We start from the raw sequence: 20,101 nt of genomic DNA, 5'->3' as shown, positions 1-20,101 counted from the left end.
TGTTCCGCCTCCAATCACACGTGTCGCCCGTCTGATCACGCGAGTTCGCCGGTTCCACACGGCAAGCTCGCGTGCCTCAACGGCCCACTCGCGTGATCAGACGGCGAACACACGTGATTGGAGGCGGGACTCGCGTGATTGGAAGCGGAACACGCGTGATCAGGCGGCGGACTCGACGCGTGACCGGGCGTTCTGCCGCCGGATCCACCACAGCAGCGGACCGGCGATCAGCCAGGTGAAGAAGACCATGCTGCCCAGCGGCAGCAGCGTGTTCGATCCCGAGCGCCCTGCCACCCGCGCGAGTTCCGGGTCGCCCGCGTCGTACTCGATGTTGACCAGCTGCCCGGCGGCCAGTCCCGCCGGGTAGAGCACGCCGTTGGCGGGGCTGTGCATGATGCCGTCGGGGGTCGCGTAGTTGATGATCGTCCGGTCGAACGACACCGACTCGACCTGCGCGGTGGCCTGCCCGAGCTGCGCTTCGATCGCGCTGTCGTTGCGGAAGGCGGCGAACAGCAGCGAGACGCAGAGAACGGTGACGAGTGAGGCGACAACGAGGGCGGCATACCACCCGATGCGCCTCACCCGCTCCGCTTTGGCCGTCACGCCGCGAGCGTAGCGCTACCCGTCAGTGGGCGTGTCGCTCGCCGAGGAATTCCTGGGTCGCCTTGATCTGCGGGTAGGACTTGGGTGCGACCGGCGCCACAGCGGCCCGCTGAGCGGCGACCGGTGTCCCGTTCGGACCCACCGCGGGCTTGCCCTTGGTGTAGAGCCAGGTCTGGAACAGGTCGTACAGCGGCTTGCCCGAGATCTTCTCGGCCAGCGCGATGAACTCTCCGATCACCGCCGACTTGCTCTTCTTCACCTGCTGCCAGGTCTGCAGGATCCGGAAGAACGTGTCGTCGCCCACAGCCTTGCGCAACGCCTGCACCGCGAGCGCGCCGCGGTCGTAGACGGCCGCGTCGAACTGCTTGTCCGCGCCCGGGTCGGCGGGCAGGACCTGCCAGAACGGGTCGTCGGCCGGATGCGCGTCGTAGATGTACTGGGCGAGTTCGTCGGCCGTGCCCTCGCCGGTCTCCTCCGACCACAGGAACTGGGCGTAGGAGGCGAAGCCCTCGTTCAGCCAGATGTCACTCCACTTGCCGAGCGTGACGCTGTCGCCGAACCACTGGTGCGCCAGTTCGTGCGCGACGACCGAGGTGTTGGAGCCGGAGCGGAACGCCCGGGCGCCGTACACCGGCCGCGTCTGGTTCTCCAGCGCGAAGGTGATGCCGGTGGTGGCGACGCCGCCCTGCGCCTCGAACGGGTAAGGCCCGAACTTCGAGGCGAGGAAATCGGTGATCTCCGGCGTCCGCTCGATGCTGGCCTTGGCCGCGCCCGCCGACTCGCCGAGGTCCGCGCCGTAGGCGGTGATGAACGGCTGGCCGCTCGGCGTGGTCTGCTCGTTCACCTCGAACTTGCCGACCTCCAGCGACGTCAGGTACGGCGCCTGCGGTTTGGTGCTGCGCCAGTTCCAGCGGGTCCAGCCGGGACGCTGCACCGTCTTGCGCACGAGCGTGCCGTTGGACAGCGCCGCGACGTCGTTGGGGACCTCGACCGAGATGTCGTAGGTGGCGAGGTCGGTCGGGTGGTCGTTGGAGGGGAACCACCAGGCCGCGCTCTGCGGCTCGTCGACGGCCAGCGCGCCGTCCGGGGTCTTCTTCCAGGCGGTGAACCCGTCGATCTTCACCTTCGACGGGGTGTCCGCGTAGGCCACGACGACTGTCGCCGTCTGGCCCTTCTTGAGCGCCGTGGCAGGCGTGACGCTCAGCTCGCCAGTGCCATCGGTCGAGGTCGCGAACTGCGCGGGCCGATTGTCGACCCGGACGCTCGACACCTTCAGGCCGAAGTCGAGGTTGAACCGCGACAGGTCCTGCGTCGCGGTGAGCAGGATCGTCGTCGACCCGGACAGCAGGTCGGTGGACGGCTGGTAGGTCAGCCGGAGGTCGTAGTGCCCGACGTCGTAGCCGCCGTTCCCGGCGTGCGGGTAGTACGGGTCACCGATGCCGATCGAGCCGGGCGCGGGTGCGGCGGCCGCGGTGGCGGCGAGCAGCACCGAGACGACGCCCGCGGTCAATCCGGCGAAGCCGGCGCGAGTCTTCAAGCGCATTGCGAATCCTCCCAGGATTTGTCAGCGCGCTCGAAACTATCCAGATGATCACCACGGAGACACGTCCGAAGGAGGGGTTCCTACCCTCTGGACTGAGACGGATCTCCGCTAGACAGCGCGCACCGCGGAGGAAACCGCCGTACGGAGGCGCCCGTGCAGCTCACGGTGGCGCGTTCGGTCCACGCGGACCTCCACCACCCGCAGCCCCGGCGCGGGCTTCAGCGCCGCGCGGAACTCGGTGAGCGTCTCGGCGACGACGTGCGGGACGCGGTAACCCGAGCACAGCGCGCCCAGATCGGCGCCGTGCGGCGTGCCGAACACGCGCTCGAAGCCGGCGTTGTGCTCGGGCGCCCCCTGCTCCAGCAGGGAGAAGATGCCGCCGCCGTCGTCGTTGAGCACCACGATCGTCAGGTCGGGGCGCTGTTCGGCGGGCCCGGTCAGCAGGCCGCTCGCGTCGTGCAGGAACGTCAGGTCGCCGAGCAGGGCGTACGAATGTCCCCTGTGGACGGTCGCGGCGCCGATCGCGGTCGAGACCATGCCGTCGATCCCGGCGACACCGCGGTTGCGGTGCACGAGGACGTCCGGCCGCAGCCGTCCGGCGAGCGCGACGTCCCTGGTCGGGTTGGACGAGCCGACGACCAGCAGCGAACCCTCGGGGACCGCGTCGACCAGCTCGGTGGCCAGCCGCAGCCCGCTCGGCCACGGTTCGGCGGCCAGCGCCTCGGCCACCGCCGACGATGCCGCCTTGTCCGCGCGCTGCCAGCTGGCGAGCCACTCCGGATCGGCCGGTTTGGTCGGCTCGTCGAACCACTGGCCGACCTGGCGGACGTTGTGCGCGGGCGCGGGCCAGTCCGAATCGGGCCGGACCAGCAGGACCTCGACGTCGGGATCGGACAGCACGCGCTGGACCTGCCGGAACACCGTCGGACGGCCGATGCACAGGACCTGCTCGGGCTTGTGCCGCGAGATGAACTCCTCGACGCCGAGCAGCCAGGCGCCGGACGAGATCGCCGTCGCGCCCGCCATCCCGATGCCGCCGGTCTCGGAGACGACCGGCCAGCCGTGCAGTTCGGCCCACTCACTGGCCGCCTGCACGCCGGTGTCGCACGCGATGACCAGGCCGTGGCGGGCCGAGGGCACCACGAACGAGGGAAGCGCGCCGAAGTCGGGGAGTTCGGTCCAGCGAGCGCCGTCGGGACGCCCTTCGAGTGACTCGTACCACTCGCCGTCATCGTCGATGTCGGGGACGAGCGGCTCACGGAACGGGATGTTCAGGTGCACCGGCCCGCAGCGCCATTCGCCGTACGCGGCGTTCCAGGCACGGCAGATCTGGCCGCGCCAGTACGAGTTCTGCCCGGCGCGGCGCTCGGCGACGGCGAGCTCGTCGAAGTAGCGGATGGCGTTGCCGTAGAGGTGGTGCTGGTCGATGACCTGGCTCGCGCCGGCGGCCCGCATCTCGGGCGGGCGGTCCGCGGTCAGCACGATCAGCGGGACACCCGCGCGGTCGGCCTCCAGGACGGCGGGGTGGAAGTTCGCGGCCGCGGTGCCCGAAGTGCACAGCACGGCGACGGGGCGCCCGGTGCGCGCGGCGATGCCGAGGGCGAGGAAGGCGGCGCCGCGTTCGTCGATGCGGACGTGCAACTGGAGGCGTCCGGCGGCCGCCGCGTCGTAGAGCGCGATCGACAGCGGGGCGTTGCGTGAGCCCGGGCAGAGGACGACGTGCGAGACGGTGTTGCGGACGAGCTCGTCGACGATCACCCTGGCCTGCGCGGTGGAAGGATTCACCGGCAGACCTCGGGTTTCACACTACGACTCACGGCCACACGTCCTATTCTCCCAAACGTGGATGACGCCCAGGTTTCCGAGCTGTTCGACCCCGCCCTGTGGACCGAGGTCGAAGGTTTCGACTTCACCGACATCACCTATCACCGCTCCTCTGAGAGCCGCTCAGGCAAACGTGTCGTACGTATCGCGTTCGACCGTCCCGAGGTCCGCAACGCCTTCCGTCCGCACACCGTCGACGAGCTGTACCGCGCGCTCGACCACGCGCGGATGAGCTCGGACGTCGGCTGCGTCCTGCTCACCGGCAACGGCCCGTCGCCGAAGGACGGCGGCTGGGCGTTTTGTTCCGGTGGTGACCAGCGTATTCGCGGACGCTCCGGGTATCAGTACGCGGATGGGGAGACCTCCGACACGATCGATCCGGCCAGGGCCGGACGGCTGCACATTCTCGAGGTCCAGCGGCTGATCAGGTTCATGCCGAAGGTGGTGATCGCCGTGGTCCCGGGGTGGGCGGCGGGCGGCGGGCACTCGCTGCACGTGGTGTGCGACCTCACGCTCGCCTCGGCCGAACACGCGCGGTTCAAGCAGACCGACGCCGACGTCGGCTCCTTCGACGGCGGCTACGGCTCGGCGTACCTGGCCAAGCAGGTCGGGCAGAAGTTCGCGCGGGAGATCTTCTTCCTCGGACGCGAGTACACGGCCGAGCGGATGCAGGCGATGGGCGCGGTCAACTCCGCCGTCCCGCACGCGGAGCTGGAGACCGAGGCGCTCGACTGGGCGTGGGCGATCAACGGCAAGTCGCCGACCGCGCAGCGGATGCTGAAGTACGCGTTCAACCTCACCGACGACGGCCTGGTCGGCCAGCAGCTCTTCGCCGGCGAGACGACGCGGCTGGCGTACATGCAGGACGAAGCCGTCGAGGGCCGCGACTCCTTCCTGGAGAAGCGCTCCCCCGACTGGTCGGCCTTCCCGTACTACTACTGACCGCCGACCTGCGTTTAGCCCCCTAATCGCGATCCGCGTGCCCTCCGGCACCGACCTGCGTTTAGCGGGCTAACCGCGATCCGGTGGGCGGGCGCTTAGGGTGGAGCGATGCGTGCCGTGGAGGTGGACGGGAGTCCGGAGTCGATCGCCGGGCTGACCGCGGCACTGGCCGAGGCGCTCGGCGGCGGCCCGGCCGTCCTCCCCTACGCGTCCGACGCTCTGCGGGACGCGATGGAGCCGACACGCCCGGCCGAGCCCGGGACGGCGGTGATCATCGCCACCTCGGGATCCACCGGCGAGCCGAAGGGTGTCCTGCTTTCGGCCGCCGCGCTGGCCGCGTCGGCACACGCCACCCACGCGCGGCTCGGCGGGCCGGGGCACTGGCTGCTCGCGACCCCGGCTCAGTACATCGGCGGGCTGCAGGTGCTGGTCCGCTCGCTGCTGGCCGGGACGACGCCCGCCGCGCTCCACGCCCCCGGCTTCCGGCCGGACGACTTCGCCGAAGCCGCCGCACCGCTGCTGGCCCTCGACGGGCCGCGCTACACGGCGCTCGTGCCGACCCAGCTCGGCCGGCTGCTCGACGCGGGCGGCCCCGGGCTGGCGGCGGCTCGTGCCTTCGACGCGATCGTGATCGGGGCCGCGGCCACCACCGCCGGGCTCCGCGAGCGCGCGGCCGAAGCGGGCGTGAAGATCGTCCCCGCGTACGGCATGAGCGAGACCGCGAGCGGCTGCGTCTACGAAGGCGTACCGCTGGACGGAGTACACGTCGAACTCGAAGACGAGCGGGTCTGTATCACGGGTGACGTGCTCTCGCACGGCTACAGATTGCGACCCGACCTGACAGCGGAGTCCTTCGAAGCGGGCCGGTTCCGCACTTCCGACCGCGGCCGGTGGTCGGCCGACGGGCGCCTGGAGATCCTCGGCCGGGTCGACGACATGATCAACACCGGCGGGGTGAAAGTGGCCGCCTCGGCCGTCGAACGGATCTTGACCGGACAACCCGGAATCCAGGACGCGTGCGTGGTCGGAGTGCCCGACCCCGAGTGGGGCGAGGCCGTCGTCGCGCTCGTCGTCGGTGCTGGTTGCGACGTCGATTCGCTGCGTGCGGCGTGCCGCGAACAGGCCGGTGCGGCGGCCGCGCCGAAGCGGGTCGAGTTCGCCGAAGAACTCCCGTTGCGGGGCCCCGGAAAGGTCGACAGAACGGCCGTCCGGAATCTCCTACGAAGGTCGTGAATTCTCCACCGATTACTGGGACATTGTTGACACGATCATTACCCGCGGGTTTACGTCTAGGTATGACGCGCTGGACACGCACAGTATTGGCCTGCACCGCCGTCACGATGGGCCTGGTCGCTTTGGCCGGGCCCGCGCTGGCGGACGAACCGGAAACCGCCGTTCCGAACAGCGGCACCCTCACCTGGACCCTGGAAGACACGATCAACAACCTGAAGTAGCGCGATTCGTCACCTGCTCGCGGTGGCTCGGCACCGCGAGCGGGGTGACGAGCCCCGCATACCGGCCGGTAGTCGCCAGGGCCAGAATGGCGGCATGGCGACTGCTGGTGAATGGATCGAAGGGGCGCGCCCGCGGACGCTGCCCAACGCGGTGGCGCCGGTGGTCGCCGGAGTCGGCGCCGCAGTCGCGCTCGACGGCTTCTCCTGGTCCCGATCGGTTCTCGCGCTGCTGGTCTCGCTGGCCCTGATCGTCGGCGTCAACTACGCCAACGACTACTCCGACGGCATCCGCGGCACCGACGAAAACCGCGTCGGCCCGCTGCGGCTGGTCGGCTCCGGGGTCGCGAAGCCGAAAGCGGTCCTGACAGCCGCTCTCGTTTCCCTCGGGCTCGCGGGAGTCCTCGGGCTCGTGCTCGTCGCGATCAGCGGCCTGTGGTGGCTGCTGGCGATGGGCGCGGTCTGCATCCTCGGCGCCTGGTTCTACACCGGCGGCAAGAAGCCCTACGGCTACTACGGTTTCGGCGAGATCGCGGTCTTCGTCTTCTTCGGACTGGCCGGCGTGCTGGGCACGGTGTACGTCCAAGCCGGACAGCTCAGCTGGACCGCGCTCGGCTGCGCGGTCGCCGTCGGCACGTTCTCGACCGGCGTGCTGACCGCCAACAACCTCCGCGACATCCCGACCGACATCGAGTCCGGCAAGCGCACGCTCGCCACCCGGCTCGGCGACGCCGGCACGCGGCAGCTTTATCTGACGCTGGTCGCGATCCCGTACGTCGTGAGCGTGGCGCTCGCCTTCGTGACGCCGTGGGCGCTGCTGGGCCTGCTGACCGCGCCTCTTTTGCTGAAGTCGGTCAAGGCCGTCGGCGGCGGCGCGCAGGGCCGGGCGCTGATCCCGGCGCTGCGGGACACCGGGTTCGCCATGCTGGGGTGGGCGGTCCTGACCGCGGTCGCCCTCGCGCTTTGAGCTACGCCTCCGGAGCGAGCTTCCCGCTCGCCAGGAACTCCCGGTACTTCTCCAGGTAGGGCGCGATGTCGATGTTCTTCTGCGCCAGCCACCCGTCGTCGTAGTAAGTGTTCGCGTACCGCTCGCCGCCGTCGCACAGCAGCGTGACGATGCTGCCCGCCTGACCTTCCGAGACCATCCGCGAGATCAGCGTGAACGCGCCGAAGAGGTTCGTCCCGGTCGAGCCGCCCGCCCAGTGCCCGGTCCGCTCGCGCAGCACGCGGATGGCCGCCAGCGAAGCGGCGTCCGGCACCTGCAGCATCTCGTCGATCACGCCGGGCACGAACGACGGCTCGACGCGCGGCCGCCCGATCCCTTCGATCCGCGACGGCATGCCTGTCGCGTAGTCGAGCGCGCCGGTCTCCCAGGCGCCGTAGAACGACGAGTTCTCCGGATCGACGACGGCGATCTTCGTGGTGTGCCGCTTGTAGCGCACGTAGCGGCCGAAGGTCGCGCTCGTGCCGCCGGTTCCGGCGCCGACCACGATCCACGTCGGCACGGGGTGCCGCTCGGACTGCATCTGCGCGTACACCGACTCGGCGATGTTGTTGTTCCCGCGCCAGTCCGTCGCGCGCTCGGCGTAGGTGAACTGGTCGAGGTAGTGCCCGTTGCACTCCGAAGCGAGCCGCTCGGCCTCCGGGTACATGTCCGGCGCGCGGTCGACGTAGTGGCACTCACCGCCGTAGAACTCGATGAGCGCGATCTTCTCCGGCGAGGTGCTTCGCGGCACCACGGTGATGAACCGCAGGCCGAGCATCCGCGCGAAGTACGCCTCCGAGACCGCCGTCGAGCCGCTGGAGGCCTCGACGAGCACGGTGTCCTGCCCGATCTGGCCGTTCACCAGCCCGTACAGGAACAGCGAACGCGCGAGCCGGTGCTTGAGCGAGCCTGTCGGATGGACGGACTCGTCCTTCAGATACAGGTCGATGCCCCAGTCGGCGGGCAGCGGGAAGACGTGCAGGTGCGTGTCGGCGCTGCGGTTCGCGTCGGCCTCGATGATGCGGACGGCTTCGCGGACCCAGCTGCGGCTGTGCAGCCGGCTCACGCTGCCCCGTCCACTCGGTCGCCGCGCAGCTGGGAGCGCAGTTCGGCACGGGCGCGAGCGCGCTTTTCGTTGCGGCGGGCGAGCCCGGCCGTCACGCGCGCGTTCAGCGGGCGGAACAGCAGCAGGCCCAGCGGCAGCCCGACGACCAGCCCGATCAGCAGCGAGACCAGCAGCGGGACATTGGCCAGCAGCAACCCGCCGCCGATGACCCCGACCAGGGCGAACCTGGCCAGCACGTACAACGTCAGGTCTCGGGGCAGGTGATTGTCGCTCACATCAACGGAGGCTACGCGTTGCCGTTCTGCACGTCGTCCAGGCCCGCGTTGTTGGGCCGCCCCTCGAAGCGGGTGGAGAGCACGACGGTGGTGTTCGTCCGGCCGACGCCGGGGATTCGCCGCAGCCGGTTGAGCGACCGCTCCAGGTCGTCGACGGTCGCCACGCGCACCTTGACGACGAACGCTTCGTCACCCGCGACGGCGTAGCAGCTTTCGACCTCGTCCAGTGCGCCGAGCGCGGCCGCGACGTCTTCGTCGGTCGCGGTGTCGGTGGGATGGATGCCGACCAGCGCCGTCACCCCGAGTCCGACCGTGCTGGGATCGACCATGGCGTGGTAGCCGGTGATCACGCCGGCGGCCTCGAGTTTGCCGACCCGCTCGTGCACTGATGAGGCCGAGAGCCCGACAGACCGGCCGAGGTCGGCATAGGTAGCCCGGCCGTTCTCCCGCAATGCCGCGATGATCTTCCGATCCACCTGGTCCACCGCTACACCTTAGGGGCCACGGCCCGATTCGCGAGATCAGGGCGCGTTTTCGTACATCCGTGACAAGTACTTCGCGCGTGGATGCGCATGTCGCGGTTGTCGGTTTTGACCTTTAAGGGCTCTTTACTGTTGGACAACCGTTCGAGTACCTGACGGGTGAGATGCAACGATTGCCGTGTTGGCTACCCGGCACGACGGGCACTGTGCCCGCCTCCGGTTTAGCAGTGAAGCCGTGAAGGAGGCGGAAAATGACCGCGACCATGGGCGGAAGGTTGCTCACCCCCGGTGAAGTGGCGGCCCTGTTCCGGGTTGACCCCAAGACCGTGACCCGTTGGGCGACCGCGGGCCGGATCGGCTCGATCCGCACTCCCGGCGGGCACCGCAGGTTCCGTGAGGCCGAAGTGAACGAGCTCCTCGCCGAGCTGACCACCGACGCCAGCGAGCCCGCCCGCAAGGTCTGACCAGGCATTTCTCCCAAAAGGGACTCCAGTGACGAAGGGTTCGCAATGGCCCTTCGTCACATTGGGGTATCCATGGTTCCCCCCGTGTCCGGCAAAGAGGCTAGCCTCGTGGGACTGAGCAACGTCCTCCACGCGGAAAGGGACCGAGCATGATCTATTTGCTCGCGGCCATCGGAGCGCTCACCGTCGCCGTGGTTTTGTGGCGCGCGTTCGGGATCGAGCGGGTCGGGGTGCCCTCGTCGCGGCCGACGCTGGCCCCGGACGACGACCCCGACTTCCTGCGCAAGCTCGGTGAGCAGCAGCGCAAAGGTAAAGACGAGGACAAGGAATAGGCTAGGGCTGGATCGGCTGGTACTGCTGGCCGCCGAAACCGTCGGCGACGGTGGCGGCCAGTTCCAGCAGGGCCAGCCGGGTGTCGGCGTCGAGCCGGTCCAGCTCGATCTCCGCGCCCTCTTCCAGGTGCGGGTCGAACGGGATGCGGCAGACCGAGCGGACCCGCGCGCCGAAGTGCGCGGAAAGCTTGTCGAGGTCGACGGAGCCGCCCTTCGGCCGCACCGAGTTGATCACCGCGACGGACCGTTTGACCAAGTCGCCGTAGCCGTGCGCCTCCAGCCAGTCGAGCGTGGCCGAAGCACTGCGCGCCCCGTCGACGGAGCCTGACGAGACCACCACCAGCGCGTCCGCGACGTCCAGGACGCCCTTCATCGCCGAGTGCATCAAGCCGGTCCCGCAGTCGGTGAGCACGATGTTGTAGAAGTGCTCCAGCAGGTTGACCGTGCGCCGGTAGTCGTCCTCGGAGAACGCCTCCGAAACCGCCGGGTCCTGCTCGCTGGCGAGGATCTCCAGCCGGCTCCCGCCCTGCGACGTGTACGAACGGACGTCGCTGTAGCGGGTGATCTTGTCCGCGTCGCGCAGCAGGTGCCGGACGGTCGCGGTGGTCTCGATCGGGATCTTCTGCGACAGCGTCCCGCGGTCCGGGTTCGCGTCGACGGCGACGACCCGGTCACCGCGCAGCGAAGCGAACGTCGAGCCCAGCGTGGTCGTCGTGGTGGTCTTGCCGACGCCGCCCTTGAGGCTCAGCATCGCGATCTTGTAGCACCCGCGCAGCGGCTGGTTGATCTGCGCGATCAGCTCGCGCTTGCGGGTGTCGGCCGGGCTCTCCCCCGGGTTGACGAGCTTGCCGGTGCCCACGTAAAGCGCCTTGCGCCAGCCGGACTGCGGCTTGCGCTTCTGCGGTTTGACCAGGCTCGCGGTGGCGAGTTCGTCCGGCAGCGCGTGCCTGCCCTGCGGCTGCGGAAGCCCCGGCACGGCCTGCTGCTGGACGGGCTGCTGCTGAACAGGCTGCGGCGGCGCGTACTGCTGCTGAGGCGGGTACTGGGCGGCCTGTTGCGGCGGCGCCTGCTGAGGCTGCAGTGGGGGCAGGTTCTGGTCGTAGGGCTGCTGGTACTGCCCCTGCGACGGCTGCGGCAACGGCTGCTGCTGCGCGTACTGACCCTGCTGCGGGTACTGGGGTTGCTGAAGCTGCGGCTGGACGACCTGCGTCGGCTCGGCCTCGAAGGCGCTCGCGGGCGGGTGCGGCGCCGAGTCCGTCCTGTCCTCGGAGAACAACTCCGAGGGCTCGGCGCTCTCGGTGGGTTCGGGGTGGCCAGGAGCCGATTCTTCACTGGGTCCGGTCACCGCTGAATTCCTCCTCCGCGCACGTCTTCCCCCGTTACCTCAGTATTGACGGTAGTCGGCTCGCGTGCAGCGGTGACGGTCAGCCCCCGGCGTAGGAGTGAAGGCCCGAAGTCACCAGATTCACGAAGAACAGGTTGAACACCGTCGCCGAGAACCCGACGACGTTGATGATCGCCGCCCGCTTGCCCCGCCAGCCCGCCGTGGCGCGGGAGTGCAGGTACGCCGCGTAGATGACCCACGCGACGAACGCGACGGTCTCCTTCGGGTCCCAGCCCCAGAACCGGCCCCAGGCCGCCTCGGCCCAGACGGCGCCGCACAGCACGCCGAAGGTGAAGACCGGGAACGCGAAGATGGTCGTGCGGTAGGCGATGCGGTCGAGCACGTCCGCCGTCGGCAGCTTCGGGCCGAACTTGGGGAACTTGGCCGGGTTGCCGTCGTGGGCGGAGCGGAAGAGGTAAAGGACGCTCGCGACACCGGGGACCAGGAAGACGCCCGAGCCGATGATCGCCGCGGAGACGTGGATGATCAGCCAGTACGACTGCAGCGCGGGCTGCACCGGCGCGGCCGTCGTGTACAGCATCGTCCCGTTGATGAACATCAGGATCACGACCGGCGTGAGCAGGAAGCCGGTGAGGTGGCGGACCGGGAACTTCCGCAGGATGACGATCCAGGTCAGGACCGCGATGAAGGTCGTGGCCATGCCGTACTCGTACATGTTGCCCCACGGCGCGCGGTGCACGGCGAACCCGCGCAGCACGATCGCGGCCAGGTGCAGCAGCGCGGCGAGCACCAGGAGCGCGGCGCCCATGCGGCCGATGCGCTCGGGGCGGCCGACCTCACGCGGAGGTTCGGCGGGGGTCACGGTGGTCACCGACGGGCCGCCGGCACCGACCAGTTCGCGGACGCGCTGCTTGCTGCGCTCCGCCGCCAGGCGGCCCTTCGCGCCGAAACCCTGCTCGACCAGGGTGAACATCAGCGCGAGCACGTAGATCGCCGTCGCGGTGGTGTAGGAGTAGTCGCTGTACTGGGACAGCGTCTCGTTGATCGGCATGACCTCTAGTTGCCTCTCTGCCCCTGGACCAGCTTGCCGCTGATCCGCTGGAACTCTTCGCCGTAGCCCGCCTGATCGGTGCGCGCCAGCCCGGCGACCTCGATCACGGTACCTGTCTCACCTTCGCGCGCCGGGGTCACCCGCACCCACACCCGGCGCCGTTTGACCAGCAACGATCCCGCCAGCCCGATCAGCATCGCGACCGCGCAGACCAGCACCCAGCCCTGCACCGGATCGTGCGAGACCTGGATGGCGACCCATTCTCCGACGCCGTCGAAGCGGACCTTCGTGCCGTCGTCCAGCACGGTCTCCTGGCCCTGGTCCAGGTTCTGCCGGGTGAGCTTCTTGAGCCTGCCGTCCGCGACGAGCGACTGGTCGATCTGGAAGATCGACTGCCCGCGGCCGGCGTCGAGGCCGAGGTCGCCGCGGTAGATGTCGACGGCCACCGCCGGCTTGTTCGCCTCGGGCCGCGAAGACGTCAGCACGTTGCCGTGCATGAATGCCGTCGGGGCGAGCAGGCCGGTGATCGCGAGCTGACGGGTGCGGCGTTCGATCGGGTCGGTGATGCCGGGCTGGTCGATCTTCGTCGCGCCTTCGGAGAGCTTCGTCGGCTCGTCGGCGGGACGCCACGGCGTGATGTTGGTGCGCACGGTGCCGTCGGGGAAGGTCACCGTGAACTTCGGGGAGTAGCCGAAGTTCAGCAGGTAGACGCGGTCGCCCGCGGTGCGCAGCGGCGAGTTGACCTCGAGCCCGTACGGCTTCCACGCGCCGGTCTTCAGGTCTTCGCCGGACTGGTACTCCATGTTGGAGTGGTAGTAGTTCGCCTGCCCTGTCGCGGTGTAGCGCGCTTCGAAGTCCTTGAGCCGGATGCAGAAGGCGTTCAGGTCGGTGCCGTCGACGCGCAGCCCGGCGTTGAAGGTGTCGTAGCCGAGGATGCCGGAGTTGCACCACGGGCTGTTGTCGGCTTGGACGATGACCTGGCCTTCGTAGCCGAACATCTTGCCGAGGGCGAAGAAGATGATCAGGCCGAGCATGCCGAAGTGGAAGACGAGGTTGCCGGTCTCGCGGAGGTACCCGCGTTCGGCGGAGATGCTTCGGACGCCGTCGACCTCTTCGCGCTCGACGCGGCGCCAGCCTTTGAGCAGCGCGTGAGTGTCCTTCATGACCTTCTCGGGGGTCCGATCGGTCGTGGTGGACAGGTGGTGCGGCATCCGCGAGAGCTTGCGCGGCGCGAGCACCGGCTTCGCGCGCATCGCCTTCGCGTATTCGAGGCTGCGCGGCGCGAGGCAGCCGATGAGCGAGACCATCAGCAGGAGGTAGATCGCCGAGAACCAGACGCTGCCGTAGACCTCGAAGAACTGCGTGCGGTCGAGCAGTTCGCCCCACCAGCCGTGCGCGGCGATGTACTCGTCGGTCTTGGCGACGTTGAGGTTCCGCTGCGGCAGGAGGGCACCGGGCATCGCGGCGAGCGCGAGCAGGAACAGCAGCACCAGCGCGGTGCGCATCGACGTCAATCCGCGCCAGGTGTTGCGCAGGAAGGCGAGGACCCGCTTCAGCGGCGTCGGGCGGTATTCGGTGGTCACAAGGGCAGCCTGAGGTCGGTCACGAGGGTGTTCCTGATCCAGCCGGTCATGTCGCCCCACAGCCCGGTCACCAGCAGGACGCCGACGATCAGCAGCAGGGCGCCGCCGAAGATCTGCACCTGACGGCCGTGGCGGCGCAGCCAGTCGGTGGCGCGGACGGCCCAGCGGGCACCGAACGCGATGAGGAGGAACGGCAGGCCGAGGCCGAGGCAGTAGACCAGGATCAGCACGTAACCGCGCGCCGCCGCCCCGCCGGTGGCGCTGGCCATGGAGATGACCGCGGACAGCGTCGGCCCGATGCACGGCGTCCAGCCGAGCCCGAACACCGCGCCGAGCACCGGCGCGCCCCACAGTCCGCCGCGCGGCACGTGGTGGGACCGGAACTCGCGCTGCAGCCCGGGGATCCAGCCGAGGAAGACGAGCGCCATCGCGATCGTCAGCACGCCGCCGAGGCGCTGGAGGAGGTCCATGTTGAGCGCGACGGTGTCGGCGATCCAGACCAGCGTCCCCAGCGTCACGACGAAGACGACGGTGAACCCGAGCACGAACAACGCCGCCGCGCCGACGACGGCGTAGCGGCCCTTCTTGCGCTCCTCGTCGGCGCTGACCGCGGGGGCGTCCGCGCCGACCAGCGCCGCCAGGTACGCGAGATACCCGGGCACCAGCGGCACGACGCACGGCGACGCGAAGGAGATCGTCCCGGCCAGCAGCGCGACACCCGCGGCGAGCAGCAACGGCCCGGAGAGGGCCAGCTCGGAAACGGAGTTCACCCGGCTGAGCGTAGGCAGTGTGGTCGAAGTGAAAACGCCGGGGCGTCCTCAACGGGACCTACGTCGCACCCGGTCAGGACGTTGGTCCCGGCTCCTCGCCCCGCGTTTCGTCATCTACTTGCGGTAGTTGCCCCGCGCAAGGACCGCAACTAGATGACGAATTGCGTTATTTGAGGGAGTCGGGCGGGGTCAGCGGGATGGTGGGGAAAGCGGGCGCCGTGACCTCGGGCTTGGGACGGCGGTCCCGGAACACCCAGCCGCCGATCACGCCGCCGAGGAACCCGAAGAGGTGCGCCTGCCAGCTGATCCCGGCGTCCTGCGGGAACAGGCCGGCGAACTGGTAGGCGAAGCACAGCGCCATCACCAGCCCGATGACGATGTCGATCTTGTGCCGGTCGAAGACCCCGCGCACGAGGACGTATCCGAAGTACCCCATGACCAGGCCGCTCGCGCCGACCCCGACCGTGCCGGAGTCGTGGAGCGTCCAGGCACCGAGGCCGCTCAGGACCGCGATCAGCACCGTGACGCTGAGGAACTTCTTCACCCCGCGATACGCCGCGAGGAACCCGAAGATGAACAGCGGTCCCGAGTTGAACTCGATGTGTCCCCAGCTGGCGTGCAGGAGCGGCGCGGTGAGCACTGTCGGCAAAGAGCTGACCTCGCGCGCACGCGTCCCGTACTCGTACATGAGGCTGTAGCCGTCCACCGCGTTGTAGATCTGGATCAACCAGAGCACCACGAGCGCGCCGACCATGACCCAGAAGGCCTTCTTGGCCTCCGCGATCATGGCCTCGGCGTCACGCTGACCGGATCTGGGCACGTCCGAAGCGGTCGTCATTTCCTTCTCCCCAGTTCAGAGCCGCTTTCGAACGGCTGAGGTGAGGAGGATAACCACTCGCCGGCGTCAGGCGGGTTCGGCGGCCAGGCGCTGGACGACCGGCAGCAGGTCCGAGGCCAGCAGGTCCCGCAGGAACACCGCCGCGACGCGGTGCTGGTTGTCCAGCACGATCGTCGACGGGATGATGTTGCGCGGATAGCCCGAGAGCTGCAGCAGCGTCCGCCCCGACGGGTCGTAGATCGACGGATACGTCAGCTTCCGGTCCCGCATGAAGTCCTGCGCCGGGGCCCGGTCGTTGTCGCGCAGGTCGATGCCGACCACCTGGACACCGGACGCCTTGGTCTGGTCGTAGACCTTCTGCATCTCCGGCGCCTCGACACGGCACGGCCCGCACCACTGGCCCCACAGGTTCAGCACGATGACCTTGCCGGGGAAGTCGGCGATCGAAAGCTGTTTGCCCTCGTTCATCAGATCGTCGCCGGACAGCGTCGGCGACGGCTGCCGGTCCGCGACGTCGTAGGTGATGTCGACCTTCCCGCCCGGCGAAACGAAGTTGAACGTGCCGCCGGTGACGACGGCGTCCTTGCCGGTACTGCAACCCGTGACGACGAGCAGCAGCACCGCCAAGGCCGCCAGCGCGCGCTTCATGCCCCGGTCACCTTCGGGTCGGTCGTGCCGGCGGGCTCGCTGTAGACGATCCGCACGAGTTCCTCGCCCTCGAAGACCAGGCTGGTCAGCGACGCGAGCGAGCACTGCCGGACGCGCGGGTCGTGCCAGAGGCGCTTCGCCTCCAGGAACCGCCGCACGGTCCAGATCGGCAGCTGGTGCGAGACGCACAGCGCCTCGTGCCCCTCGGCCGCCTGCCGTGCCCGGTAGATCGCGCCGAGCATGCGGTGCGCGATCTCGACGTACGGCTCGCCCCACGACGGCCGGAACGGGTTGACCAGCTTCGGCCAGTGCTTCGGCTGGCGAAGGGCCCCATCGCCGACGGCGACCCGCTCACCCTCGAACTGGTTGTCCGCCTCGATGAGCCGTTCGTCGGTGTCGACGTCGAGCCGGTGCGCGGCCGCGATCGGCGCCGCGGTCTCCTGCGCGCGCTGAAGCGGCGAAGCGACGACGTGCGTGATGTCGTGCTTCGCGACGGCCTCGGCGACCGTCAGCGCCTGGCGCTGACCGCGGTCGGAGAGCTTGAAGCCGGGCAGGCGGCCGTACAGGATCTTGTCCGGGTTGTGCACTTCACCGTGGCGGAGCAGGTGCACGATCGTCGTCTCGCTCACGCCTGGACCGCCTCGGCCGCCGCGCGAGCCGCCATGCGCAGCGCGGAGGAGATGATCTCGAACTCGGCGTCACCCATGGCCGCGTTGACGAACCACGCCTCGTACGCGCTCGGCGGCCCGTACACGCCGTTGTCCAGCAGCGCGTGGAAGAACGCCGGGAACCGCCAGGTCTCCGAGGCCTGCGCGCCCGGGTAATCCGTCACCGGGTTCTCGCTGAAGAACACGCTGACCAGGTTGCCCGCGTACTGCACGGTGTGCGCGACGCCCGCCTCGGTCAGCGACCGGTCGAACAGGTCGCCGAGCCGCTTCGCGTTGGCGTCGAGGGCCGCGTACACGGCGTCGTCGGCCGCGCGCAGCGCCGCGAGTCCGGCGGCGACGGCGACGGGGTTCCCCGAAAGCGTCCCCGCCTGGTATACCGGACCGCCCGGGGCCAGCTTCGCCATCACGTCGGCGCGGCCGCCGAAGGCCGCCGCCGGCAGCCCACCGGACATCACCTTGCCGAAGGTGTAGAGGTCGCCCGCGACACCGTCGAGGCCGAACCAGCCCGCCTTCGAGACGCGGAACCCGGTCATCACCTCGTCCATGATCAGCAGCGCGCCGTGTCCGTGCGCGATCTCCTTGAGCCCGGCGTTGAAACCTTCGGCCGGGGCGACGGCGCCCATGTTGCCCGCCGCGGCTTCGGTGATGATCGCGGCGATCGAGTCCGGGTTGTCCGCGAAGGACTTCCGGACCGCGTCGAGGTCGTTGTAGGGCAGGACGATCGTGTCGGCCGCCTGCGCGCCGGTGACACCGGGCGACGTCGGGAGACCGAGGGTCGCGACGCCGGAGCCCGCTTCGGCGAGCAGCGCGTCGACGTGACCGTGGTAGCAGCCCGCGAACTTGATGATCTTCGCCCGGCCGGTGAACCCCCTGGCCAGCCGGATCGCGCTCATCGTCGCCTCGGTGCCGGAGTTGACCAGGCGGACCTGCTCGACCGGCTCGACGCGCCCGATGATCTCCTCGGCCAGTTCGACCTCACCGCGGGTCGGCGTGCCGAACGACAGCCCGTCGAGGGCCGCTTCGCGCGCGGCGGCGACGACGTCCGGATGCGCGTGCCCGAGGATCATCGGCCCCCACGAGGAGACCAGGTCGACGTAGCGGTTGCCGTCGGCGTCCCAGAGATACGGGCCCTCGCCGCGCACCATGAACCGCGGGGTTCCGCCGACGGAATTGAAGGCCCGCACCGGGGAGTTCACCCCGCCCGGGATCGCGGCCTTCGCTCGTTCGAACCATGCCTTGGACTGATCGACTCCGGTAGTCACGTCCCCAGTCTCGCAAATCCCGGATGACACCCGCCGCCGAGTCCTCGCGGTCCCGGGCGTCGCGTGATCAGCCCCACTAGGGTGGGAAGCACTCCCGTCGAAACCCTCGCGGAGGAATCCACGTGTCCACGGTGCCATCACCGCCGACCCACCATCGTCGCCTGCGCTGGCAGGCCCTGGCCGGATTCGTCGCCCTGTCGGCGATCGTGGGAGCGGTGGCCGCGCTCGCCGTGGCCACCCGCCCGGAAGCGCAGAACGCGCTGGCCCGCCCGTCGTGGGCGCCGCCGGGCTGGCTCTACGGCCCGGTGTGGTCGGCACTGCTCCTGGTGGTCGCCGTCGCGGGCTGGTGCTACTGGCGGACGGACGGCGAAACGCGCGGCTTCGCCTTCTACGGCCTCTGCCTGCTGCTGACCCTGCTGTGGACGCCGCTGTTCTTCGCCGGCAGCGCGCACGCCCTGGCGCTGGCCGACGTCGTCGTCCTGGACTTCGTGGTGCCCATCACGATGATGGAGTTCGCGCGCCGGTCGAAGCTCGCGGCCTGGCTGCTAATGCCGTACCTGCTGTGGCTGCTGTTCTCGACCGCGGTCAACGCCGCCGTCGTCTGGCTCAACTAGTCCTTGGGCTTGCGCCCTTTGGCGCGGACCGCGAGCAGGAACTGGCGGATGGCGTCCACCACCAGGATCGCGGCCAGCAGGCCCAGCCCGATGGCGCCGGCGAGCGGGCCGCCGAAGTAGCGCTGCGATTCGAGGATCGTCGTTTCGTTGTAGGTGATCACGACCGGGACGACGCCGGCCTTCCAGCAGGCGAAGGCGCCCCACACCGCGAGCGCGGCGAGGATCAGCTCGACGGCCCCCACCAGGGCGCGCAGGGGTTTGTGCAGCCGGGCCGCGGGCCGGGCGTCCTCCGGTGGCCACAGATCGGCACCGGTCGGCTGGGGAAGGTCGATCACGGTGAGCAGTTTCTCATGACTCTGTGGTGCGGGCACGCACCAAATCCTCGAGAGCCTCGCGCAGCGCGTCCGGATCCTTGGCCCAGGCGCGGACGAAAACACCGTCTTCGAGCTTCAACCCGACTTCGCCGTGCTTCTTGGGGATCGTCCAGCCGCCGCCGAGGACCCGCGATCCGACCGGGGTCTCTTCGTCCCCGAGGACCTCGGCGATCCGGGCCGCTTCCAGGGTTTCCCGGCCCTGCCGGAAGCCGTCGGCGGTGACTTCGAGCGAGAGATAGCGGCGGCGGGCGTACACCCACGGCACGGTGATCAGCACCAGCCCCGCCGCGACGAGGAGCCAGGCCGGCCAGTGGACCGGTCCGCCGGTCGCCAGTTCGGCGAGCAGCCCGGCGGCGGCGAACAGCGGTGCCCACAGCAGCGCGGTCCAGCCGACGCCGGGTTCGCCGTAGAGAGCAGCCGGCTCGGGCGTCATGGCAGCTTGCGCCCGACCTTCGGGAAGAAGTCGGAGACGCTGGGCAGGTACATCAGGATCAGCGCGATCGCCACCAGCAAGGTGGACACCAGCAGGAACACGTTGAGCGAGCCGCGGAGGATCAGCAGTTCCACCAGCACCAGGAAGACGGCACCGACGGTCAGGACCGTCCGGGCCGATCGTGTTCCCTCGCGGGCCTTGTAGGCGAACAACGCGAACAGGACGGCGAAGGTGACAGCGCCGCCGAACAGCATCCACAGCAGGGTGTTCACGCCGGAAGCGACCAGCGCCGGGTCGGCGGGCTGACCGGGGACCGGGTTCTCCTTGATCTGCTTGAGGATCCCGGTGGTCAGTTCGTCTCTCAGCACCAGCAGGGCGATCTGCCCCGCCACCAGGACGACCCCGGCCAGGATCCACAGCCAGAACGAGATGGCGACCGGCTTCGGCGCCGTGATCTTCGGCGGCACCATGCCAGGGAGGATCGGGTCGGGCGCCCGTCCACGCTTGCGGCGCTCGTCGTCCGTTTCGCCCGCTTCGCTGTCGCTCAC

General features: G+C 69.5%; 24 protein-coding genes. 7 read left to right on the top strand and 17 right to left on the bottom strand.

Features of this window, described 5'->3' with window-relative positions; translation table 11 throughout:
* Positions 1-159: 159 nt before the first annotated feature.
* From ACFOSH_RS09940 to menD, 3 genes are all read right to left on the bottom strand, one after another.
* Positions 160-603, bottom strand: a complete 444-nt coding sequence (locus ACFOSH_RS09940) for a DUF3592 domain-containing protein (protein ID WP_378238440.1) — start codon at positions 601-603, stop codon at positions 160-162.
* Between the two features lie 22 nt (positions 604-625).
* Positions 626-2,146, bottom strand: a complete 1,521-nt coding sequence (locus ACFOSH_RS09935; RefSeq protein WP_378238439.1) for a M1 family metallopeptidase — start codon at positions 2,144-2,146, stop codon at positions 626-628.
* Positions 2,147-2,254: 108 nt separating this feature from the next.
* Positions 2,255-3,931 (bottom strand): 2-succinyl-5-enolpyruvyl-6-hydroxy-3-cyclohexene-1-carboxylic-acid synthase, encoded by a 1,677-nt coding sequence (menD, locus tag ACFOSH_RS09930; protein ID WP_378238438.1) that lies wholly within the window; start codon positions 3,929-3,931, stop codon positions 2,255-2,257.
* A gap of 57 nt (positions 3,932-3,988) precedes the next feature.
* Between menD and ACFOSH_RS09925 the strand changes: the two genes are divergently transcribed.
* The 4 genes from ACFOSH_RS09925 to ACFOSH_RS09910 all read left to right on the top strand — a co-directional run bounded on the left by ACFOSH_RS09925 (position 3,989) and on the right by ACFOSH_RS09910 (position 7,330).
* A complete protein-coding gene (locus ACFOSH_RS09925) occupies positions 3,989-4,912 on the top strand; it encodes a 1,4-dihydroxy-2-naphthoyl-CoA synthase (RefSeq protein ID WP_378238437.1) in 924 nt (307 codons plus the stop codon).
* 108 nt (positions 4,913-5,020) lie between these two features.
* Positions 5,021-6,145, top strand: a complete 1,125-nt coding sequence (gene menE / locus ACFOSH_RS09920; protein ID WP_378238436.1) for an o-succinylbenzoate--CoA ligase — start codon at positions 5,021-5,023, stop codon at positions 6,143-6,145.
* Between the two features lie 62 nt (positions 6,146-6,207).
* Entirely contained in the window at positions 6,208-6,366 is a 159-nt protein-coding gene (locus ACFOSH_RS09915; RefSeq protein WP_167336152.1) for a hypothetical protein, read from the top strand.
* Between the two features lie 94 nt (positions 6,367-6,460).
* Positions 6,461-7,330: a 1,4-dihydroxy-2-naphthoate polyprenyltransferase gene (locus ACFOSH_RS09910; protein ID WP_378238435.1), complete on the top strand. Its 870-nt coding sequence runs from the start codon at positions 6,461-6,463 to the stop codon at positions 7,328-7,330.
* A 1-nt stretch (position 7,331) separates the two neighbouring features.
* Here the strand turns inward: ACFOSH_RS09910 and ACFOSH_RS09905 are convergent, their stop codons facing one another.
* From ACFOSH_RS09905 to ACFOSH_RS09895, 3 genes are read right to left on the bottom strand one after another with little or no spacing between them, the layout of a single operon-like run.
* Positions 7,332-8,414 (bottom strand): PLP-dependent cysteine synthase family protein, encoded by a 1,083-nt coding sequence (locus ACFOSH_RS09905; RefSeq protein ID WP_378238434.1) that lies wholly within the window; start codon positions 8,412-8,414, stop codon positions 7,332-7,334.
* A complete protein-coding gene (locus ACFOSH_RS09900; RefSeq protein WP_378238433.1) occupies positions 8,411-8,689 on the bottom strand; it encodes a DUF4229 domain-containing protein in 279 nt (92 codons plus the stop codon). Before ACFOSH_RS09900 ends, ACFOSH_RS09905 begins: the two co-directional genes overlap by 4 nt.
* An 11-nt stretch (positions 8,690-8,700) precedes the next feature.
* Entirely contained in the window at positions 8,701-9,174 is a 474-nt protein-coding gene (locus ACFOSH_RS09895; protein ID WP_168214478.1) for an Lrp/AsnC family transcriptional regulator, read from the bottom strand.
* 248 nt (positions 9,175-9,422) lie between these two features.
* On the opposite strand from ACFOSH_RS09895, the gene ACFOSH_RS09890 reads away from it, so the two are divergent.
* Together ACFOSH_RS09890 and ACFOSH_RS09885 are read left to right on the top strand one after the other, a co-directional pair.
* Complete coding sequence (locus ACFOSH_RS09890) at positions 9,423-9,635, top strand: BldC family transcriptional regulator (protein WP_005151795.1); 213 nt, start codon at positions 9,423-9,425, stop codon at positions 9,633-9,635.
* 149 nt (positions 9,636-9,784) lie between these two features.
* On the top strand, positions 9,785-9,967 hold the full coding sequence (locus ACFOSH_RS09885; RefSeq protein ID WP_005151794.1) for a hypothetical protein: 183 nt from the start codon (positions 9,785-9,787) through the stop codon (positions 9,965-9,967).
* A gap of 1 nt (position 9,968) precedes the next feature.
* On the opposite strand, the gene ACFOSH_RS09880 is transcribed toward ACFOSH_RS09885, so the two are convergent.
* From ACFOSH_RS09880 to hemL, 8 genes are all read right to left on the bottom strand, one after another.
* A complete protein-coding gene (locus ACFOSH_RS09880) occupies positions 9,969-11,312 on the bottom strand; it encodes a MinD/ParA family ATP-binding protein (RefSeq protein WP_378238431.1) in 1,344 nt (447 codons plus the stop codon).
* A 79-nt stretch (positions 11,313-11,391) separates the two neighbouring features.
* Complete coding sequence (gene ccsB, locus ACFOSH_RS09875) at positions 11,392-12,363, bottom strand: c-type cytochrome biogenesis protein CcsB (RefSeq protein WP_378238430.1); 972 nt, start codon at positions 12,361-12,363, stop codon at positions 11,392-11,394.
* A gap of 5 nt (positions 12,364-12,368) precedes the next feature.
* Entirely contained in the window at positions 12,369-13,946 is a 1,578-nt protein-coding gene (gene resB, locus ACFOSH_RS09870) for a cytochrome c biogenesis protein ResB (RefSeq protein WP_378238429.1), read from the bottom strand.
* The gene (locus ACFOSH_RS09865; RefSeq protein WP_378238428.1) at positions 13,943-14,716 is read right to left on the bottom strand and encodes a cytochrome c biogenesis CcdA family protein; all 774 of its coding nucleotides are present in this window, start codon (positions 14,714-14,716) and stop codon (positions 13,943-13,945) included. The genes resB and ACFOSH_RS09865 overlap by 4 nt, the downstream gene beginning before the upstream one ends.
* A 166-nt stretch (positions 14,717-14,882) precedes the next feature.
* Positions 14,883-15,554 (bottom strand): rhomboid family intramembrane serine protease, encoded by a 672-nt coding sequence (locus ACFOSH_RS09860; protein WP_378238427.1) that lies wholly within the window; start codon positions 15,552-15,554, stop codon positions 14,883-14,885.
* Positions 15,555-15,620: 66 nt separating this feature from the next.
* Positions 15,621-16,202, bottom strand: a complete 582-nt coding sequence (locus tag ACFOSH_RS09855) for a TlpA family protein disulfide reductase (RefSeq protein ID WP_378238426.1) — start codon at positions 16,200-16,202, stop codon at positions 15,621-15,623.
* A complete protein-coding gene (locus ACFOSH_RS09850) occupies positions 16,199-16,831 on the bottom strand; it encodes a histidine phosphatase family protein (protein WP_378238425.1) in 633 nt (210 codons plus the stop codon). The genes ACFOSH_RS09855 and ACFOSH_RS09850 overlap by 4 nt, the downstream gene beginning before the upstream one ends.
* Positions 16,828-18,132, bottom strand: a complete 1,305-nt coding sequence (hemL, locus tag ACFOSH_RS09845; protein ID WP_378238424.1) for a glutamate-1-semialdehyde 2,1-aminomutase — start codon at positions 18,130-18,132, stop codon at positions 16,828-16,830. The genes ACFOSH_RS09850 and hemL overlap by 4 nt, the downstream gene beginning before the upstream one ends.
* A gap of 122 nt (positions 18,133-18,254) precedes the next feature.
* Here hemL and ACFOSH_RS09840 point away from each other — a divergent pair, with 122 nt between their 5' ends.
* Positions 18,255-18,746 (top strand): TspO/MBR family protein, encoded by a 492-nt coding sequence (locus tag ACFOSH_RS09840; protein ID WP_378238423.1) that lies wholly within the window; start codon positions 18,255-18,257, stop codon positions 18,744-18,746.
* On the opposite strand, the gene ACFOSH_RS09835 is transcribed toward ACFOSH_RS09840, so the two are convergent.
* Genes ACFOSH_RS09835 through ACFOSH_RS09825 form a run of 3 tightly spaced genes read right to left on the bottom strand, consistent with a single transcriptional unit; the run spans position 18,743 to position 20,101 of the window.
* The gene (locus tag ACFOSH_RS09835; RefSeq protein WP_378238422.1) at positions 18,743-19,117 is read right to left on the bottom strand and encodes a hypothetical protein; all 375 of its coding nucleotides are present in this window, start codon (positions 19,115-19,117) and stop codon (positions 18,743-18,745) included. The genes ACFOSH_RS09840 and ACFOSH_RS09835 overlap by 4 nt on opposite strands.
* Positions 19,095-19,553: a hypothetical protein gene (locus ACFOSH_RS09830; RefSeq protein WP_378238421.1), complete on the bottom strand. Its 459-nt coding sequence runs from the start codon at positions 19,551-19,553 to the stop codon at positions 19,095-19,097. The genes ACFOSH_RS09835 and ACFOSH_RS09830 overlap by 23 nt, the downstream gene beginning before the upstream one ends.
* On the bottom strand, positions 19,550-20,101 hold the full coding sequence (locus ACFOSH_RS09825; RefSeq protein ID WP_378238420.1) for a hypothetical protein: 552 nt from the start codon (positions 20,099-20,101) through the stop codon (positions 19,550-19,552). Before ACFOSH_RS09825 ends, ACFOSH_RS09830 begins: the two co-directional genes overlap by 4 nt.

Source organism: Amycolatopsis speibonae, from assembly GCF_042647925.1.
In the GTDB taxonomy this organism is placed as follows: domain Bacteria; phylum Actinomycetota; class Actinomycetes; order Mycobacteriales; family Pseudonocardiaceae; genus Amycolatopsis; species Amycolatopsis speibonae.
The sequence above is the reverse complement of the archived record's forward strand: the minus strand, read 5'-3'. Positions and strand labels throughout refer to the sequence as shown.

Excerpts from the sequence above, each read along its gene's own strand:
- ACFOSH_RS09915 (WP_167336152.1), top strand. The coding sequence starts at position 6,208 with ATGACGCGCTGGACACGCACAGTATTGGCCTGCACCGCCGTCACGATG.
- ACFOSH_RS09885 (WP_005151794.1), top strand. The coding sequence starts at position 9,785 with ATGATCTATTTGCTCGCGGCCATCGGAGCGCTCACCGTCGCCGTGGTT.
- ACFOSH_RS09860 (WP_378238427.1), bottom strand. The coding sequence starts at position 15,554 with ATGACGACCGCTTCGGACGTGCCCAGATCCGGTCAGCGTGACGCCGAG.
- ACFOSH_RS09890 (WP_005151795.1), top strand. The coding sequence starts at position 9,423 with ATGACCGCGACCATGGGCGGAAGGTTGCTCACCCCCGGTGAAGTGGCG.
- ccsB (WP_378238430.1), bottom strand. The coding sequence starts at position 12,363 with ATGCCGATCAACGAGACGCTGTCCCAGTACAGCGACTACTCCTACACC.
- ACFOSH_RS09855 (WP_378238426.1), bottom strand. The coding sequence starts at position 16,202 with ATGAAGCGCGCGCTGGCGGCCTTGGCGGTGCTGCTGCTCGTCGTCACG.
- ACFOSH_RS09910 (WP_378238435.1), top strand. The coding sequence starts at position 6,461 with ATGGCGACTGCTGGTGAATGGATCGAAGGGGCGCGCCCGCGGACGCTG.
- ACFOSH_RS09830 (WP_378238421.1), bottom strand. The coding sequence starts at position 19,553 with ATGACGCCCGAGCCGGCTGCTCTCTACGGCGAACCCGGCGTCGGCTGG.
- menE (WP_378238436.1), top strand. The coding sequence starts at position 5,021 with ATGCGTGCCGTGGAGGTGGACGGGAGTCCGGAGTCGATCGCCGGGCTG.
- ACFOSH_RS09935 (WP_378238439.1), bottom strand. The coding sequence starts at position 2,146 with ATGCGCTTGAAGACTCGCGCCGGCTTCGCCGGATTGACCGCGGGCGTC.